The sequence below is a fragment of the Gardnerella sp. c12Ub_1 genome (assembly GCF_055804375.1).
In genome coordinates this window covers 952,848-970,929 of the sequence record NZ_JANUZC010000001.1, presented here as the reverse complement: position 1 = coordinate 970,929, position 18,082 = coordinate 952,848, and the positions used below count along the sequence as shown (strand labels likewise).

The 18,082-nt window shown below is 47.0% G+C and carries 12 protein-coding genes and 1 other RNA gene; 11 read left to right on the top strand and 2 right to left on the bottom strand.

What is annotated here, in order from left to right; translation table 11 throughout:
• Nucleotides 1-27 precede the first annotated feature (27 nt).
• Together NYP65_RS03750 and NYP65_RS03745 are read left to right on the top strand one after the other, a co-directional pair.
• Nucleotides 28-636, top strand: a complete 609-nt coding sequence (locus tag NYP65_RS03750) for a heat shock protein transcriptional repressor HspR (protein WP_101889821.1) — start codon at nt 28-30, stop codon at nt 634-636.
• 262 nt (nt 637-898) lie between these two features.
• Nucleotides 899-1,591 carry an HAD family hydrolase gene (locus tag NYP65_RS03745; RefSeq protein ID WP_421782259.1) on the top strand — a complete coding sequence of 231 codons (693 nt, stop codon included), beginning with the start codon at nt 899-901 and terminating at the stop codon, nt 1,589-1,591.
• A gap of 123 nt (nt 1,592-1,714) precedes the next feature.
• Here NYP65_RS03745 and NYP65_RS03740 read toward each other — a convergent pair whose 3' ends face one another.
• Nucleotides 1,715-4,084: a transglycosylase domain-containing protein gene (locus tag NYP65_RS03740; RefSeq protein ID WP_421781974.1), complete on the bottom strand. Its 2,370-nt coding sequence runs from the start codon at nt 4,082-4,084 to the stop codon at nt 1,715-1,717.
• 206 nt (nt 4,085-4,290) lie between these two features.
• Between NYP65_RS03740 and NYP65_RS03735 the strand changes: the two genes are divergently transcribed.
• From NYP65_RS03735 to NYP65_RS03715, 5 genes are all read left to right on the top strand, one after another.
• Nucleotides 4,291-5,433, top strand: coding sequence for an inositol-3-phosphate synthase (locus tag NYP65_RS03735; protein WP_421781976.1), 1,143 nt, complete (start codon nt 4,291-4,293; stop codon nt 5,431-5,433).
• A gap of 110 nt (nt 5,434-5,543) precedes the next feature.
• An RNA gene (gene ffs, locus NYP65_RS03730) (signal recognition particle sRNA small type) lies at nt 5,544-5,640 on the top strand.
• A gap of 910 nt (nt 5,641-6,550) precedes the next feature.
• A complete protein-coding gene (locus NYP65_RS03725; protein ID WP_415697346.1) occupies nt 6,551-7,720 on the top strand; it encodes a hypothetical protein in 1,170 nt (389 codons plus the stop codon).
• A 487-nt stretch (nt 7,721-8,207) separates the two neighbouring features.
• The gene (locus NYP65_RS03720) at nt 8,208-9,752 is read left to right on the top strand and encodes a CAP domain-containing protein (RefSeq protein WP_421781980.1); all 1,545 of its coding nucleotides are present in this window, start codon (nt 8,208-8,210) and stop codon (nt 9,750-9,752) included.
• A gap of 215 nt (nt 9,753-9,967) precedes the next feature.
• Complete coding sequence (locus NYP65_RS03715; RefSeq protein WP_473410632.1) at nt 9,968-11,704, top strand: cellulosome anchor protein; 1,737 nt, start codon at nt 9,968-9,970, stop codon at nt 11,702-11,704.
• A gap of 285 nt (nt 11,705-11,989) precedes the next feature.
• On the opposite strand, the gene NYP65_RS03710 is transcribed toward NYP65_RS03715, so the two are convergent.
• Nucleotides 11,990-12,397, bottom strand: a complete 408-nt coding sequence (locus NYP65_RS03710) for a hypothetical protein (RefSeq protein ID WP_415694878.1) — start codon at nt 12,395-12,397, stop codon at nt 11,990-11,992.
• Here NYP65_RS03710 and NYP65_RS03705 point away from each other — a divergent pair.
• The 4 genes from NYP65_RS03705 (at nt 12,384) to NYP65_RS03690 (ending at nt 18,079) form a co-directional block, all read left to right on the top strand.
• Nucleotides 12,384-13,028, top strand: coding sequence for a phosphatase PAP2 family protein (locus tag NYP65_RS03705; RefSeq protein ID WP_473410631.1), 645 nt, complete (start codon nt 12,384-12,386; stop codon nt 13,026-13,028). The genes NYP65_RS03710 and NYP65_RS03705 overlap by 14 nt on opposite strands.
• A 192-nt stretch (nt 13,029-13,220) precedes the next feature.
• Complete coding sequence (gene topA, locus NYP65_RS03700; RefSeq protein WP_421781984.1) at nt 13,221-16,115, top strand: type I DNA topoisomerase; 2,895 nt, start codon at nt 13,221-13,223, stop codon at nt 16,113-16,115.
• Between the two features lie 21 nt (nt 16,116-16,136).
• Nucleotides 16,137-16,853, top strand: a complete 717-nt coding sequence (tmk, locus tag NYP65_RS03695) for a dTMP kinase (protein WP_415704775.1) — start codon at nt 16,137-16,139, stop codon at nt 16,851-16,853.
• A 26-nt stretch (nt 16,854-16,879) separates the two neighbouring features.
• Nucleotides 16,880-18,079 (top strand): DNA polymerase III subunit delta', encoded by a 1,200-nt coding sequence (locus NYP65_RS03690; RefSeq protein WP_473410630.1) that lies wholly within the window; start codon nt 16,880-16,882, stop codon nt 18,077-18,079.
• The last annotated feature ends 3 nt before the right edge of the window (nt 18,080-18,082 follow it).

The following is an 18,082-nucleotide window of genomic DNA, read 5'->3' as shown; positions in this document are numbered from 1 at the left end:
TAGCGTTTGCGTGTAGAAAGGAAAGTAATGGCTAGGTTGGATCGTCAAATTAGGGCGCTGTATGAGATGTGTGCAGTGGCGCTAGTGCGCGGAAATGCAACGCTTGACGGCGCGGACGAAGTGGGCTTTAAAATCGACATGCCGATTTTTACCGTGAGTCACGTAGCCAACCTAACCGACACGCATCCGCAAACGCTTAGGCAATACGATAGATTGCGCTTGATTATGCCGCAGCGCACAGAAGGCGGAGCCAGAAGATACTCGCTTAGAGACATAGATAGGCTTGTGCAAACGCAAAAGCTGAGTCAAGAAAACGGCGTGAATCTTGCTGGAATAATGCGGATTTTGGAGCTTCAAGAAGAAAATCGCCAGCTTAAAAGGCAAGTGAGGCGCTTGGTGGATGAGGCGGCGAGTGCGGAGCGAAACATTTTTGCAGCGAGTGCAGACGGGAATATTGTGGAAGTTCAGCGCTCGCAGCGTGCAAAGGATTGGCGTCGAGATATTCGTGTGCCTCAGCGCGAGTTGCCGTCTTCTTATGCAAGAGGCGCGAATGGCTATTCGCAATACAATGATTATGCAAGCAATGATTTAGAAGACGATAAGTCGATTGTTTTGTGGCGCGCGTTTGGTCTATAGCGACTACGCTAACAAGTGCCTATATAAACATTAGTTTAGATTTTTCTAAATACTAGTCAAATGCTTAAATAGATGGTGGATATGTGGATAATCGCAAAATCATATGCGCTAATAAGTGCATAAGTGGATAAGTGCGTAATCTAAGTAGCACTTAAGTGTATAAGTGCATAAGTGTATAAGAATATAAAGGGGATTAATGGCAACGAGCGCAACCGAGGAAAATGCATTGACAGAGTTAGCTGCAGAAAAATCGGCAATTGAGATGGCAGCTGCGGAAAATCGCAAGCTGGCAGCAGTTTTTTGGGATATGGACGGCACGCTAATCGACTCCGAGCCGTATTGGCATGAATCCGAGATTAAAATCGCAAAAGAACATGGGGGCGAGTGGAGCGAAGAGCTTGCGTGGCAATACTCGGGCGGCTCGTTAAAAGATGTTGCGCAAGCTATGATTGCGCGCGGAACAAAGATGGGCGTTGAAGAGATTGGCAACGCAATGGTGGACTATGTCGCCGAGCGCGAAAGCGTGGAAGTTCCATGGGTGCCAGACGTTCTAGATCTTTTGCAAAAGCTTGCCGACGCAAAAATCCCTTCGATTTTAGTGAGCAATTCGCCAAGGCGACTTGTTGAAAACATTGTGGATCATGCGCCTAAAGGTGCCTTCGCTGGTTTTGTTTGTGGAGACGACGGATACCCTACAAAGCCAAGCCCAGAGCCGTATTTAGCTGCAGGTAGATTGCTTGGCATTAGCGCGCAAAACATGAAGTATTGCATTGCGATTGAGGATTCGTTTGCAGGGCTAAAGTCGGCTGCAGCTTCTGGCGCGACCACTCTTGCGCAAAGAGCGTATTCTAACTTAGACGTTAGCGGCGGGCCGCAGTTTGCAGACTTAGACGGCTACAAAGACCTTACGCCGCAAGCGCTTGAGCGCTACGTTATTGATCGCATTGCTCAGTAACTAATACGGATTTTCCCGATTTTGTACCATATTTGGCCTAAATCACGTACAAAAAGCGGAACATAACTCCGCACTTTGTACCAAATTTGACCCAATTTACGTATATTCTCGGGAAAATACAGCTTAATCGCCGCCACTTTGCGTTTGTGTAGTTCCGCTTTCTCCAGAAGATGATGCCGCGCCAGACCCATCGCCTGCGCTTCCGCCACTAGTAGTGCCGCCGCCAGCCGAGCCGTTCCCGTTATTCGGCCCATTCTCGCCAGACCCATTCGACCCATTTGCGCCATTCGCACGATCTTCACTACTAGAACTATCTTCCTTATTAGCGCCACTTGCGCCACTTGCACTATCTGCCTTATCTTTATCTTTATCTTTGCTATCTTCTTTATTTTCGCCGCTATCGTCGTCCGCAAATTCGTGCTTGCTTCCGCCAAGCCCCCAAGTGCCGTCAACACCTCCAATTTTGCCGTTATCTTTAGCCTCTGGGAACTTTTCCGCAGCCGTTCCAGCCAGAGCCGCGCGCATGTATCGCGTAAACAAATGCGCCGAATATCCGATTCCTCCAGGGTATCCGCGGAAAGTTGGCACAGGCAAAGGATTTCCTTGCGCATCTGGATTCCAAATAGCAAACACGGTCAAAACGCTTGGCGTAAATCCAACAAAACTACACGCCGAAGCATCGTTAGCGGTTCCCGACTTTCCAGCAATCGGCTTTCCAACGCCTCTAACCTCTGGCGAAGTACCGTATTGTACAACGCCTTGCATGGCCTTAATAGCAAGCGCCATGTCTGCCGCCGCAAACACCTGTTTTCCAACGGTCGGCGCCCTATAAAACTCTTTGCCGTCTGGGTTCTTAACGCTAGAAACAATGTGCAAATCTGGCCTGCGCCCCTGGTTTGCAATCGTCGAATACGCGCGCGCAATCTCACTAATATGCACGGGGTCGTTTCCAAGAACAGTAAACGGATTCTTGCCGTTAACGCGCTGCGCGTTTAGACCAGCCATAACAGCCGTATTTGCCACGCCTTTTTGCCCAAGCTTTTCTTGCAAAGCCATAAATGGCGTGTTCACAGAGTTTGCTGTTGCTTTATAAAGGTTGATTATTCCCCAATTTGTGTTTGCAAAGTTGTTTACTGGCTTGTCGATTCCCTTAAACTTTAGCCCTGTATTTCCATTAAACAGCGTGTTTAGGTTTGTTCCAGCCTGAATCGCGCCAATCAGCGCAAACGGCTTCATTGTACTTCCAGGCTCGTAAAGCGCTTGAGTGGCGTTATTTAGCGGCTTAGAAAGGTAGTCGTCGCCTGCATACACAGATATAATCGACCCATCTTTAGGATTTACGCTCATTGCGCCCGTTTGCACTCCTTGCGGCGTAATTCCGCGCGCGCCAGCAGTCGGGCTTGCAACGTTAAACATTAAATCCTGCTTAGCTTTGTCGATTGTTGTAATAATGCGGTATCCGCCTGTGTCTAGGTCTTCTTTTGTAAACGCGCCGCCGCTTGTAAGCTCGCTGCGAACCATTTGCAAAAGGTATCCTTGCGGCCCTGCGTACATGTTTTGCTTGGTTTGATTAATGGTTTGCGGCATTTTTGCGTTTTTGTATTCTTCGCTTGTAATGTACTTGTCTTTAAGCATGATTCTTAGCACGCGCTTGAATCGCATATTCGCCTCTTTAGGCATGATTGCAGGATCCCAGCTGCTTGGCGCAGGGATTATTCCAGCCAGCATTGCCGCTTGAGATAGCGTAAGATCCTTCGCTTCCACGCCAAAGTACGCTTTTGCTGCCGCCTGGATTCCGTACGCTCCGCGGCCCAGATAAATCGTGTTCATGTAATTGCACAGCACGGTGTTTTTGTCTTGTGTTTGCGCGATTTTTAGCGCAAGAATGGCCTCGTGCAGCTTGCCTAAATACGTTTTTGTTTCGCCAAGATAGTAGCGTTCCGCGTATTGTTGCGTAATCGTAGAGCCGCCCCATCTGCCTTTAGACGTTACGTTGTGGATTATTGCGCGCCCAATTCCCTTAAGATCAATTCCGCCGTCTTTGTAGAATGACCTGTTTTCGCTTGCGATTATTGCGTTTCCAACATATGGTTTTAGAACGGAGCAATTTATGATTTCGCGATTTTGCTCTGCAAAGCTGCCGATTTCCGTTTTTCCATCCGCGTAGTAAACCTTTGTTTTATCCGCCATTGCGATTTTGTCTGGCTGCGGAATGTCTGTTGTTACGTACATCCACGCAACCGTTAAAATTCCAAGGATTATTGGCGTAAAAATTACGATTAGCGCCCAAAAAATAATCGGATGTTTTGTTCTAAAGTTTTTTTGGATTCTTCTGTGGCTTCTGCGATTGTATTGTTGATTGTATGAGCGGTTGTGTGGTCGCCTTGTGCGCGCGCCAGCGCCAGCGCCAGCTCCAGTGCCATCGCCCGCGCTTCTTATAGTGCGCCTTTGGCTAGAAGAGTGCGAATTTCGTCCATTACTATTTGCAACCATACAATCCAAGTTAGCGCTTGGCGAGGAATTTTAACCATATGTAATCGTGCGTAATCATGCGTAATGAGGAATTTTAGCCATATGTAATCATATGTAATATCGTTTCAATCATATGCAATATCGTATGTAATATTTGTAAAAGCTAGTATTATAAAAGTGTATTAGTGCGGCGTTTTTGTGCCGATGATTTTTGTTAAGGAGTTTATATGAGTATCCGCGTTGCCATTGCCGGTGTTGGCAATTGTGCTTCGTCGTTAGTTCAGGGCGTTGAATACTACAAGAATGCCAATGATGGCGATAAAATTCCAGGATTAATGCATGCTGTTTTTGGGCAATATCGCGTGCGAGACATTGAGTTTGTAGCCGCTTTCGATGTTGACTCGTTAAAAGTTGGTCATGACTTAAGCGAGGCGATTTATGCTTCGCAAAACAACACGATTCGCTTTGCAGACGTGCCTAATCTTGGCGTTACAGTGCAGCGCGGCCCTACTTACGATGGCTTGGGCGACTACTACAAGCAAATGATTGACGAATCTAAAGAAGAGCCTGTAAATGTTGCCGAAGTTTTGCGCGATTTGCATGTAGACGTGCTTGTGTCTTACTTGCCAGTTGGCTCCGAGCAGGCAGACAAGGCGTATGCTACGGCAGCTATGGAAGCTGGATGCGCGTTTGTAAATTGCCTTCCTGTTTTTATTGCTTCCGACCCAGTTTGGGCGCAAAAATTCCGCGATGCAGGAGTTCCGATTATTGGCGACGATATTAAAAGCCAGGTTGGTGCTACGATTACGCACCGCGTTATGGCGCGACTTTTTGAAGATAGAGGAGTGCGTTTGGACCGCACTTACCAGCTTAATGTTGGCGGAAACATGGACTTTATGAACATGTTGCAGCGCTCTAGGCTTGAGTCGAAGAAGATTTCTAAGACGCGCGCGGTTACTTCGATTGTTCCGCACGATATGGATGACCACAACGTGCACATTGGTCCTTCGGACTATGTTGCTTGGCTTGACGACCGCAAGTTTGCGTTTGTGCGCTTGGAGGGCACCACTTTTGGCGATGTTCCGCTTAGCTTGGAGTACAAGCTTGAGGTGTGGGATTCGCCTAATTCCGCAGGCATTGTTATAGATGCTGTGCGCGCTGCGAAGATTGCGCTGGATCGCAAGCTTTCGGGGCCGATTTTGGCTCCTAGCTCTTACTTTATGAAGTCGCCAGCTGTTCAGCACGAAGATAGCGAGGCGCGCGAACTCGTTGAGCGCTATATTAATGGAGACGTTGAGGCAGACGAGTCGCAGCTTAATGCAGATGTTGAGGATGCAAAGAAGAGCGGCAAAAGCGTGTGGCGCGCCTAGTGGTGCGTCTAATGTTGCGGTTGTTTGAGATTTGATTTCGGCATTCGCTTGGCTTTTCGTCGGTTGCTTGCGACTTGCGCTCGACTTGTAGCCAAAATCGTGTAATATAGGTAGAGCCTCCGCGTGGCACTACGTCACCCAATCCCCCCAGGGCAGGAATGCAGCAAGGGTAAGTGGCCTCTGGTGGGTGCGCGGGGGTTTTCTGTATTCTGCGCGACGACTTGCATTCGAGCTTAGAGCGTAGCGCGAATCGACGATTTCGAGCTGCATAATGCGCGAGAAATCACCTCGATTCGCTGAGCCACTCAAGGCAGAAGCACTGCTTCTGCGTGGCGAAGACGTTCGCGCGCTTAGACCGCGCTAACGATACGCTTCATTCGCTGCGAAAAATCTCGAATCTCTGCCTAGTTTGGCGTAGTCCTGTAGTGCGTTTGTACCGAATTTTGGTGTTTTTTAATACAAACGCACTACATAAACACGCAAAACTGTAGTGTGTTTGTACTTAAAATATGTCGTGTCTATATTGACTCTTGAAAAATTCCATGGGAAAATCGTCTTAACAGAACCTCTCCACGCTTAATGTATTTTACATGCGGACCACGGAGAGGGCTTTTTTGTTGTTTATGTTGACTTTTGTTCAATGCTTTGTTCATTTTTTGTAGTGCGTTTGTACTGAATTTCGGTGTTTTTTGATACAAACGCACTACACAAACAAACAAAACAGTAGTGCGATTGTATTTGATTTACGACACGACCTACCTTTTTGCTTAGGCAGCGCAAGCGAGGCGACACGCGCGGAAAGTCTTTCCTTAAAAAAAGCTGGGAAAATTCTTCAAAAACCTTGAAATGCGTATTTTTACGGTTTAAGTGTTGTTTATCCACAAATTTTACGGCAATGTAGCCTTTATTGCGGATTAGTTTGTGTATATCATCATTTTTTTCGGTTTAGCATGTGTGGCTGGTGCTTGACTTTTTCAAACGGGGGGGGGGTATGTTAATAGCAACATCACACGGTGGATAACCGTTGGTGGAATGCGCGGATGCGCGTTTTATGTTTTCCTCGCCGCATTGCGATTTGTTCGCTTTGCGAGTGGGGGAGAAGAAGAAAGGAAATAAAATGATGAATAAGAAGGCTATCGCCGCTTTCGCTGCTGGCGCAACTTTGCTTGCTGGCTTCGCAATGGCAACCCCAGCATTCGCTGCTGACAAGACTGAAGCTCCTAAGAAGGAAGCTGAAAAGAAGCTTACTCCTCTCGAGGAGAAGCAGGCTGCTGTTAAGACCGCTGAAGAGGGTCTTAAGAAGGCTGAGGAAGCTAAGACTGCTGCTGATGATGCTGCTACGAAGGCTTCCAATGCTTGGGAAGCTGCTAAGAAGTCTGCTCCAACTAAGGGCGTTGAAACCAAGGATCAAGGCAAGACTTACGTTAAAAAAGACGAATCAATGAATGATACTGAGCGCGATACAGCACAGAAGTTCTTGGATGCGCAGACTGCTGTTACGACTACAGCCGCTGATGCTGCTAAGGCTGCTGAGAATGTAGAGACTGCTAAGGCTACTCTTAAGAAGGCTCAGGATGCTCTTACCAACTACAAGCCAGAAGAAAAAGTTGAAGTAGCTGTGTCCACTCTTAAGGCTGCTTTGCTAAAGACCAGCGCTGATTTCGACGAAGCTAACGGCAATCTCGAGAAGGCTTACGCCAAGTACGATGCTGCATACGCTGAAGTCAAGGCTGCTCAGGCCAAGCTTGATGGCGCAAATGCTGCTCTTGCAAGTTTCAAGACTGCTCATGACGAGCTTACCAAGGCTGATAGGGTTGAGCTTGCTCAGCTTGAGAAGGCTGTTAAGGACGCTAAGGAAGATTTGGCCGACGCTGTTAAGGCTTTCAACGATGCTAAGACCGAGTTTACTAAGGCCTTTACTGGTGCTAAGAAGGCTTGGGCTGCTTACAAGGGTGCATTCAAGGCTGCTAAGGCTAAGGACGCCGGATTGGTTGCTGGCTACGCTTTGCCAGATGACTTAGAGCCACTTGCTGCTAACTACCAGCCAGGTGTTTCTCACGTTACCCCAGGTTCTGTAAAGCCAGGCCAGGCTGGCAAGCCAGGTGCTGCTAAGCCAGGTCAGGCTGGTGCCAATGGCGCCGCTGCTGGTGCTAAGACCACTGTGGTTGAGAAGAAGAAGGATGGCGGTAAGAAGTTGCCTGGTACTGGTGTTGGCGTAACTTTGACCGCTTTGGCTGCCACTATGCTTGCTGGCATGGGTGCTGCTGTTCGCAAGGCTCGTCACTAAGCTAAAAGCGTAAAAACTAAATTTGTCTAGCTGCGTAGTTTAAGCATTGCGATTGATGCGCATAATTTCTTAAATCGCTTTATCGCATTATTAATCGCGTTGCTAATTGCGCAGCTAGATAAATACCCTCGGCTCGAAATTTAAGAGCGTTTATACTTGCGCTCAACGGTTGGTAAGGGGTTTTGTAGGGAAGCGCCTTGCTGATATGCCAATTGCGTGCTTACTAATTGCTTAAACTCTGATTTGCTATTAATTTTCTTTCTTCTTGGAGTTTTAACGTTAGATAGTGTGTTTTAGGTGTTGAGCGTGTTGCTTTCGGTTTTGTTTGCTACTAGGGGCATTCAAAGCCGAAAGCTTTTTTGTTATTTGTCCCTGTAGCAAAGGCCTATAGTAAAAGCCTATAGCGAAGGTCCTATAGCGAAGGTCTTATAGCGAAGGTCTTATAGCAAAAACCTATAGTAAACCCCTATAGTAAAAGAGAAAATCCATGAAAAAGCAAACTCCAAAATCTGCCGAAAAAATGGCTTTCAATTCATTTTCTAATAACTCTTTCAGTTCATTTTCTAAAAAATTCACCGCTGCAACCGTAGCCGCAATTTTGGCTGGTTCAGCGGTTTCTATGTTTGGAGCTACTGCAAACACCGCTTTTGCTAGCGATGTAACAGTATCTAGCTACGCGCACCCAGCAACCAGTTACGATAGCACCAGCGCAAAAAGCACTGCTGGTGATCTTTTTAGAAGCGTAATGAATAATCAATCCCTTACGCAAGCTCAGCGCGATGATGCAGCTAAAGCTCTTGAAATATTGTATGGTCGTACAGAAAAGCCAGACTGGTACGATTCAAAAGTAAAGCTTAATAGCGGCGAAGAATCCCCTGATTACATTACGCGCTTGAATAATTCAATATCGTATATGCGCGCGATTAACGAGTATCGCAAGAGTCGTGGGCTTAATCCTCTTGGCGTAAGTCTTTATACGACGGCAGTAGCAATAAATGACGCGTTCTATTCTGCCAATGTTTTTGACCATGCAAGACACTATAAGACTTTTGAGAATTTGGCTTGGGGTCCATACGATAGCGGAATCTACGACGGCGGAACCACCACGGATACCATGACTGGCGCAATGAAACTGTGGGTTACTGACGAAAAAGCCAAGTACGATGACTTTATAGCTAAGGGCGTGTCTGATAAAGAAATAAGATCGAAGCATTATCTTGAGGTTGGCCACTACCTAAACTTTATACATCCAGCGCTTACGGCAATGGGTCTTACTAGCGGAAACATTAGCGACGAGTACGGCACTGTTATATCTTGGGAAGCTAAAGCAGGTGAGGTGCCATTTACGCTGGACGAGTACCAAAAGCTTATTAATGCATACATTAATGGGCAGCCTTATGATGTGACGCCAAGCGAGGAGACGCCTTCGGACGTGACGCCAAGTGATGTTACGCCTGAGCCTGAGCCTGCGCCTGTTCCTTCGGAGGAGACTCCTTCTGATGTGACGCCGTCTGATGTGACGCCTGACGTGACGCCTGATGTTACGCCTTCGGACTTCGACTTCACGCCAAGCTTCGATGTGACGCCGTCTGAGGAGACTCCGTCTGATTTTGACTTCACTCCAAGTTTTGATGTGACGCCAAGTGAGGATACTTATACTCCTTCTGATTTTGACTTCACTCCAAGCTTTGATGTTACGCCTTCTGAGGATGTGACCCCTTCGGACTTTGACTTCACGCCAAGCTTCGACGTGACGCCAAGCGAGGATACTTATACTCCTTCGGACTTTGACTTCACTCCTTCATTCGATGTGACGCCATCTGAGGATACTCCTTCTGACTTTGACTTCACGCCAAGCTTTGACGTAACGCCAAGTGAGGATACTTATACTCCTTCTGATTTTGATTTCACGCCAAGTTTTGATGAAGCGCCAGCTAGTGATTCTGATTCAAACGCTGATTCAAATGTAACGCCAAGTGACTTTACGTTTGATTACAACTTCGACGCTGTAGACGCTCGGCGCTTTGACTGAGCTTGAAATTGCATAACGCATTTCAAGCTCCTTCAAAGCGCTGAGCCGCTTAAGTGTAAAGTCCAGTGGACTTTACGCGCGGCGAAGACGTTAGCGCGCTTAGACCGCGCGAACGATGACATGTCTTTTCGCTTAAAGCGTAGCGCGTAAAGGCAGGTCGGAGCGCAAACGCATCGTCGTAGCAAAAATCGTAAGTAAGAAAAAGGAAGAATGTTATGAAAAATAAAACTTTAGTCGCAAAAAAGATTGCGTTAGTGGTAGCAGGCCTTTCGATGGCAGCTCCTTGCTTTATTGCGGGCGCGCCTGCGTTTGCTGACTCGTACGCAAGCGTTCAAAGAAGCACGAATGTTAATCTTGCAAAGCTTTATGGCACAACGGATGGCGTTGGTCTTATCTATAAGCATGGCAATGTGGATAAGAATCCATTGGGAGAGGGAAAGTTTGCATTTCAGCTGTATTACGACATGTTAATGGCGTCTAACAATACGCGAATGGCAAGTAAAACTGGCAAGCTTGATGCTGCTAGCGAAAAGCTTCTTAATTCAATAAAAGAGGAAATTAGAAGATACGAATATCATTTTCATTCTTTTACTAAGGAAGATGGCGAAGATTCGTATTTGCTTGAAAAACACTGGAAGCGTATTGATGCAGCTAAAAGCCAAGAAGAGTTGAAGAAAGCATACAAAGATCTTGCAGAGGCTATGCGCTTTTCTATTAGGAATTACAGTGCTCATTATGGTTTAAATAATGTTACGAATGGCATGCAAAATCCAAAGTCAAATAGTTTTGTAGACCCAACTCCTACAAAATCTAAGTTTGGCAATTATGATCTTTCGTACTTAGATAACTTTTCGCCAGTAGTCTCTAGAGACGATTCCTATCCGCATGCTCCAGCACCTGCGTCGTTGAGTGACGTTGATCCAAACTTAAAAGGCAACTTAGTCTTAGATAAAAGCATTGGTGCAGAAGCTGGAATGCCTAGCTATGTTAGGATTAAAACAAGAAGAATATATCCTAACGCAGATATGAACAAGATTATAAGTGATCCTCTTTTGGTTCTATCTCGCGCATACCTCTATAAGGGCAGTGTAGACGATTTTGGGGATGCGTACGGCGAGAAACCAGTGCTGCTGACTTCGTCAAGTTATAAAGATGACGATATCCTTATTGCTAAGGACTATTCAGGCGATCCTAATAATGACGATCTGGCCTTTGATGTTTCAATTCCAGAAGGCTGCCACGGCTTATATACGCTTTTGCTTGTAGGTGAGAACGGAAGGCAGCTTGGATGGACCACAATAAATGTTGATAAAGAGGGCGAGAGCGTTGGAGATATTTCACGTGGCGCCGCGATTGCTGCGTCTGACGCTTCGGACGTGACGCCTTCGGAGGAGCCAGGTGTTGAGCATGACGTTACGCCTTCATTCGACGTTACGCCAAGTTTTGATGTGACGCCTTCTGAGGATACTTATACTCCTTCTGATTTTGACTTTACGCCAAGTTTTGATGTGACGCCTTCTGAGGATACTTATACTCCGTCTGACTTTGACTTCTCTCCAAGCTTTGATGTGACACCTTCGGATGAGACTCCGTCTGATTTCGACTTCACTCCTTCGTTTGATGTGACTCCGTCTGAGGATACTTATACTCCTTCTGATTTTGACTTCACTCCAAGCTTTGATGTGACACCTTCGGATGAGACTGGTACTTCGTCTGACTTTGATTTCTCGCCAAGTTTTGATGTGACGCCAAGTGAGGATACTCCTTCGGACTTCGATTTCACGCCAAGCTTTGACGTGACTCCTTCGGATGAGACTGGTACTTCGTCTGATTTCGATTTCTCGCCAAGTTTTGATGAAGCTCCAGCTAATGATTCTGATTCAAACGCAACGCCAAGTGACTTTACATTTGATTACAACTTCGACGCTGTAGACGCTCGGCGCTTTGACTGAGCTTGAAATTGCATAACGCATTTCAAGCTCCTTCAAAGCGCTGAGCCGCTTAAGCGTAAAGTCCAGTGGACTTTACGCGCGGCGAAGACGTGAGCGCGGCTAATCCGCGCGAGCGACATGACCTGTCTGTGCGCTTAGAGCGTGCTATTCCTCACGGCTTAATAGTCGTGAGGAATAGCGCTATGGAGCGCATGGAGTGTTGTTTGATAAAATGCTTGGTATGAGTCTATTAGAAGGCAGCCAGATTAGCGATATTAGCGAAAATATCCAAAATAGCCAAAACTCTCAAAGCAGCGCAGCTAACCAAGATATTTCTAAGCTCGATCCATTGATGAATCGCCCTAGAATATCAACAATCGTGTTATGCGCTATATTCGCATTGATTTTTGCTGCATCTGCTGCTCTTGTGTGGCTTCTAGCTGTTAGAACACCAATCGGCCAATCGTACGAAGAAATGGTAATCAGCACTTTTGGATATAGTGCCATTCCGCCAACATTCGCCGCAATTTTAGCGCCGCTTAGAAGTTCCATAATCGTTATAGTTTTATCTGCACTAATTTGCGTTGCGGCATTAATAATATCAATCATAAGAAAACGATGGTTGCTGCTTGCGCAATGCTGCGCAATATTCGCGCTATCGCTTGCTGCGGAGCCGTTAAAACGCGTTCTTCCTAGGCAAATGCTTGTAAACATTGCTACTCTTGCAAAAAATTCCGCACCTTCTGGCCACACTCTTTTAATGGCGGCTGCTTGCGCAATACTTGTTTGCGCGGCGTCTCGCGCGTTTAGAGCTTGGGCTGCGGCTGGAGCTGCGTTAATAACGTTTTTGCTTGCTGTGGCACTTATGGGAGGTCGCTGGCATAGGCCTGCAGACGTTGTAATGTCGGTACTAATAGTGGGCGCAATCTCTTGTGCTGTAATGGCTTTTACGCGCGGTTCTGCAATGGATTTGCCTGGGCGCAGAAAGTCGTCTATAAGCGTGCAAATTGTTGGAACCGCAATGATCACGATGGGCGTTGTTTGCATAGCGTATTTTGCATACATGTTTTATCAAATCATGCCAGGCATTGAGCTGGGCGCAAAATGGGCGATTGGCGTTTCGCACGTTTTAACATATTGGGCTGTTGCTGGCGCGTGTAGTATAACGTTCGGCGTTTTAATGGTTATTAAGCAATGCGCGGCTGCTCCTTTAAGTAGACTCGGATTAGTCGGCGCGCCTCCAACGCCTCCTGCATCTTCAACGTCTCCAGCATCTCCAGCAAAAAGCGATGAGCAAATTAAGCCTAATGAAAGCGATTTGTTGAAGATTCTATCGTCTAATTAAATAAAAAAATAAGTAAAATTGAATAAAAAATAAGTAAAGTGGTATATATAGGAGTATATGCTGATATCTCGCAAAGTTTGATTTTGTTGATTTTGCAGAATTTGCAACGCGTATTGCGTTAGAGTTGGCGTGGATTTTAGTAATAAAAGCGCGGAATTGCATATAGAATGCATCTGAATGAAAGGAGAGAGTATGACAGAGCAGAACAAGCTTGTCATTGTGGAGTCTCCCACTAAAGCGCGTAAAATAGGCGGATATCTTGGAAGCGGATACACGGTTATGGCGTCTGTAGGCCATATTCGCGATTTAGCACAGCCAAGCCAGGTGCCAGCCGCTAAAAAGGCGGATTTTGGCAAGTTTGGCGTAGATGTAAACAATGGTTTTGAGCCGTACTACGTTGTTGGAGCGGATAAAAAGAAAACGGTTTCGGACTTAAAAGCTGCGCTGGCAAAGTCTGGCGAATTATTCCTCGCAACTGATGAGGACCGCGAAGGAGAAGCGATTGCTTGGCATCTTGTGCAAGCACTTAAGCCAAAAGTGCCAGTAAAGCGCATGGTGTTTCACGAGATTACAAAGCCCGCGATTCAAGCTTCGCTTGCTAACACGCGAGATGTTGACAACCACATGGTTGACGCGCAAGAGACTCGCCGCGTGTTGGATAGATTGTACGGCTACGAGCTTTCGCCAGTTTTGTGGCGTAAAGTTGGGCCAGGGCTTTCGGCTGGTCGAGTGCAATCGGTTGCAACGCGTTTGATTGTTGAGCGCGAGCGCGAGCGAATGGCGTTTAGAAAAGCGAGCTATTGGGATGTTTGCGCGGATTTAAGCGCAAACGGCGTTGATTTCCAAGCGCGAATGACGGCTCTAAACGGAGCGCGTTTGGCTGGTTCTAAAGACTTTAACTCGCTTGGTGAGCTTCAAAAAGCTAAGGGCGAATCTGCTTTAGCGCACTATTTAAGCGAGGCAGACGCTTGCGCGATTGCACAAAGCCTTGGCACGGCTGATTTTGTTGTAAACTCAATGGACACTAAGCCGTATCGCCGCCGCCCGTTGCCTCCGTTTACAACGTCTACTCTTCAACAGACTGCTGGAAACCGCTTGTCGATGAGCTCTCGCCAAACTATGCGCGCGGCTCAATCTTTGTACGAAAACGGTTATATAACCTACATGCGTACGGATTCTGTAACGCTTTCTAAAGAGGCGATTTTTGCGGCTCGAGATTGCGTTAAGTCTAATTTTGGAGACGAGTATTTAGCGGATTCTCCAAAACAGTATGCTACGACTTCTGCAGGCGCTCAAGAAGCGCACGAGTGTATTCGTCCTGCTGGATCTACGTTTAGGAATCCTGCGGATTTGGCTGGCGTTCTGCCTGCCGATCAGCTTAAGCTTTACACGCTTATTTGGCAGCGCACGCTTGCATCTCAAATGGCGGATGCTACTGGTTTTACGGCTACAGTTAAGCTGGACGCTTCGGCTGGCAGCTTTGGAACGGCTAATTTCCAGGCTTCTGGAACCGTGATTGAGTTTGCTGGATTTATGAAGGTGTTTGGCGGATTCAGCGAAGACGAGCAATCTAAGGCTTTGCCTGCTATGGCTAATGGCGATGTTCTTAAAGCTTTGCAAGTCAGCGCGGATGGTCACGAAACTCAGCCGCCAGCGCGCTATACGGAAGCGTCTTTAGTTAAAACGCTGGAAGCTAAGGAGATTGGTAGGCCGTCTACTTACGCTAGCATTATTTCTACGATTATTGACCGCGGATATGTGTATGAGCGTGGGCGCGCGTTGATTCCAAGTTGGCTTGCTTTTGCTGTTATTAAGCTTTTGGAATCTAATTTCCCAACTTACGTTGACTATGCGTTTACGGCAGACATGGAAAATGGTTTGGACCGCATTGCGCATGGGGAGGAAGCTGGTAAGGATTGGCTTTACAAGTTTTACTTTGGAGATGATGCGGCGGCTGCTGGCGATTCTGCGGTTGCTAGCGACTTTGCAATGCACGAAGGATTGCAAAAGCAAGTTGATCAGCTTGGAGAGATTGACGCTCGAGAAATCAACACGATTGATATTGGCGGCGGATTGCACGTGCGCGTAGGCAGATACGGCCCGTATTTGGAAGATACTAAGAATCTAGACGAAGAGGGCAATGCGCGTAGAGCTTCGATTCCAAGCACTTTGGCTCCAGACGAGTTGAGCGAGCAGGTTGCTAGAGATTTGATTGAAAACAACTCCGACGGCCCGCGCGTTTTGGGAACAGATCCGCAAACTGGCGGAAGTGTAGAAGTTAGGAACGGGCGTTTTGGCGCGTATGTTGCGCTTGTTGAGGCTGCGGATGAGGCTTCGGGCGAGGATAAGTCGCAAGCAGCCGACGATTCTGCTAAAACTGGCGCAAAGTCTTCTGCAAAGTCTTCTGCAAAGTCTAAAAAGTCTGCTCAAAATAAGCCAAAAATGGCGTCTTTGTTCAAAACTATGGACCCTGCAACAATAACTTTGCAAGATGCTTTGAAACTTTTGAATTTGCCGCGATTAGTTGGCGTTGTAGAAGAAGTTGACGAGCAAGGCGAAGTAAAGCGCGCGAAGATTGAGGCGAATAATGGGCGATACGGACCTTATTTGACTAAGACTTACGAGCGCGCGGATTCTGGCGATTCGGCTGCGGATTCTAAGCCAGATAATCGCTCGCTTGCAAGCGAAGACGCGATTTTTAGCGTGACTTTAGACGAAGCTAAAGAGCTGTTTGCGCAACCAAAGTACGGCAAGCGCACGCGTGGAGCTGCAAAACCGCCGCTTAGGGAGCTTGGAGAAGACCCAGAAAGCGGCAAGCCAGTGGTGATTAAAGACGGCTTCTACGGAGCTTATATTACGGACGGCGTTACGAATCGCACGCTGCCAAAGCAGTACACGCCTGAGTCGATTGAGCCGCAAGTTGCGTTTGAGCTTTTGGCGCAAAAGCGAGCGGCAGGGCCTGTAAAGCGCAAGCGAGCGGCCGCTAAGAAGACTGCTGCTAAAAAGACTACGACTAAAAAAACAGCAGCTAAAAAAACGGCAGCTAAAAAGTCTACTGTAAAAAAGTCTACGACTAAATCCGAGTAAACCCGTAAGAGGTATGCGAAAATGGCTATATGTCTTAAAAAAAGCGGGATTAGCGGCTTAAACAAAGGTCTTAAGGGGCTTTTTATATCTTTTGAAGGTATAGACGGCGTTGGGAAAACCACGCAGGTCGAAGCTTTGCGTGATTTTTTGCAAGCGCGTGGGCTTGAGGTTGTTGTTACGAGAGAGCCTGGCGGCACGCAATTGGGAAAACAGTTGCGAGATATTCTTTTGCACGGAGATTCGATTTGTGCGCGCGCCGAAGCTCTGCTTTTTGCGGCGGATCGCGCTCAACACGCTGCGCAAATCATTATTCCAGCATTGCAGCGCGGTGCGGTGGTTATAACGGATCGCTACATTGATTCTTCGCTAGCATACCAATCGGGTGGGCGCGAGCTCACTATGCAAGATGTGCGCGATTTAAGCGAGTGGGCGTCTAATTGCCTTTGGCCAAATCGCACGTATTTGCTAGATATGAGCGAGAAGGACGCTGCTGTGCGATTGCATGGGCAGGCGGATCGCATGGAAAGTGCAGGGCTTGATTTTGCGAAGCGCACGCGTGAATCGTTTTTGGATCTTGCTAAACAAAACGCGCAAAGATTTTGCGTTTTAGACGCCACTTTGCCAGCTTGCGATTTATCGAAGTTGATTGCTAAAGACGTGTGCGAGTTGATGGATAATGCTGGCGTGCGTTACTGTTGCGAAAAATCGTCAGAATCGCCAGAAAATCAAGGATTTTAGGACTTTAGGACTCTAGGATTTTAGCAATGGACGTTTGGGAATCGGTAGTTGGTCAATCGCAAGTTGTTGAGCGTCTTAAAAAAGTAGCGCAAGGCGATTCAAGCAAAATCGCGCAATCGTGGCTTATTTGCGGTGCAGCTGGATTTGGGTGCGCAAAAGTGGCAAGAGCGTTTGCAGCAGCATTGCAATCGCGCGGAAAAGTCGCCAGCAACCGTACTGCCGAAAATTCCGCAACTCAAATAAATGCTCAAATAAATACTCAAATAAATCCAGATAAAATCGCAAGTGAAGTATTGGCTGGAACAAGCCCAGACGTAAACATTTTAAGCACAGACAAAGTTACAGTAAGCATTGACGAAGTGCGCGAAATAGTGTCCATGTCGGAGCAAATGCCAAGTGTTGCACCGTGGCGAATCATAATAATCGAAGACGTTGGGCGCATGCTTGAGCGCACAACAAACGTTTTGCTAAAAGAAATCGAAGAGCCAGCACCTCGCACAATCTGGATTCTTTGCGCAGCAAGTGCAGCAGATGTTTTGCCAACAATTAGGTCTAGGTCTCAAATAGTGAATTTGGTGCAACCAAACGACCAAGATGTGCAAGAATACGTGCAAAAACGCTCTAACGTGGATGCAAAAACAGCGGAAAATGTGGCTCGCATAGCGCAAGGAAACGTTGATTTGGCAATGCTTTATGCTACAAGCGAGCGTGCTAGAAGCGGGCGGGAAGAGCTTGTTGCTAGCGTTTTGCGCATTAGCAGCGCAATAGATGCGATTATGCTTGCGCAAACGCTAATCGAAGATGCTAAAGCGCAGGCAGAAGACGAAGTGCAAAAGTGCGTGGAAGAAGAGCAAAGCGAGTTTTTGCGCATAAATGGCATTAAGCCAACAGATAAAATTCCGCCTAAAATTCGTAGCGCATACAATGCGATTGGCAAAAAAGACGACGTTAAGCGCAAAGTGACTCGCGTAAGCAGAGATGTTCTAAACCGCGCAATAGACGCGATTTGCAGCATTTATAGAGATGTGCTTGTTGTGCTAAACAATGCGCAATTACAAACGCCGCTTGTGAATCAAGAATTTAAAGCAGAGATTATGCAGCTTTCTAAAAAAATTACAGCAGAGCGCGCGCTTAAATGCCTTGATGCGCTTGCGGTGGCAAAAAAGCGGCTTGCTGGCAATGGAAACGCAACGCTTGTTTTTGAAGCGCTTTTCTGCTCGCTTTAACGC

What these genes read in the sequence shown, in the direction of transcription:
- NYP65_RS03750 (WP_101889821.1), top strand. Translation starts at nt 28, where the DNA reads ATGGCTAGGTTGGATCGTCAAATTAGGGCGCTGTATGAGATGTGTGCA.
- NYP65_RS03745 (WP_421782259.1), top strand. Translation starts at nt 899, where the DNA reads ATGGCAGCTGCGGAAAATCGCAAGCTGGCAGCAGTTTTTTGGGATATG.
- NYP65_RS03740 (WP_421781974.1), bottom strand. Translation starts at nt 4,084, where the DNA reads ATGGTTGCAAATAGTAATGGACGAAATTCGCACTCTTCTAGCCAAAGG.
- NYP65_RS03735 (WP_421781976.1), top strand. Translation starts at nt 4,291, where the DNA reads ATGAGTATCCGCGTTGCCATTGCCGGTGTTGGCAATTGTGCTTCGTCG.
- NYP65_RS03725 (WP_415697346.1), top strand. Translation starts at nt 6,551, where the DNA reads ATGATGAATAAGAAGGCTATCGCCGCTTTCGCTGCTGGCGCAACTTTG.
- NYP65_RS03720 (WP_421781980.1), top strand. Translation starts at nt 8,208, where the DNA reads ATGAAAAAGCAAACTCCAAAATCTGCCGAAAAAATGGCTTTCAATTCA.
- NYP65_RS03715 (WP_473410632.1), top strand. Translation starts at nt 9,968, where the DNA reads ATGAAAAATAAAACTTTAGTCGCAAAAAAGATTGCGTTAGTGGTAGCA.
- NYP65_RS03705 (WP_473410631.1), top strand. Translation starts at nt 12,384, where the DNA reads ATGCTTGTAAACATTGCTACTCTTGCAAAAAATTCCGCACCTTCTGGC.
- NYP65_RS03710 (WP_415694878.1), bottom strand. Translation starts at nt 12,397, where the DNA reads ATGTTTACAAGCATTTGCCTAGGAAGAACGCGTTTTAACGGCTCCGCA.
- topA (WP_421781984.1), top strand. Translation starts at nt 13,221, where the DNA reads ATGACAGAGCAGAACAAGCTTGTCATTGTGGAGTCTCCCACTAAAGCG.
- tmk (WP_415704775.1), top strand. Translation starts at nt 16,137, where the DNA reads ATGGCTATATGTCTTAAAAAAAGCGGGATTAGCGGCTTAAACAAAGGT.
- NYP65_RS03690 (WP_473410630.1), top strand. Translation starts at nt 16,880, where the DNA reads ATGGACGTTTGGGAATCGGTAGTTGGTCAATCGCAAGTTGTTGAGCGT.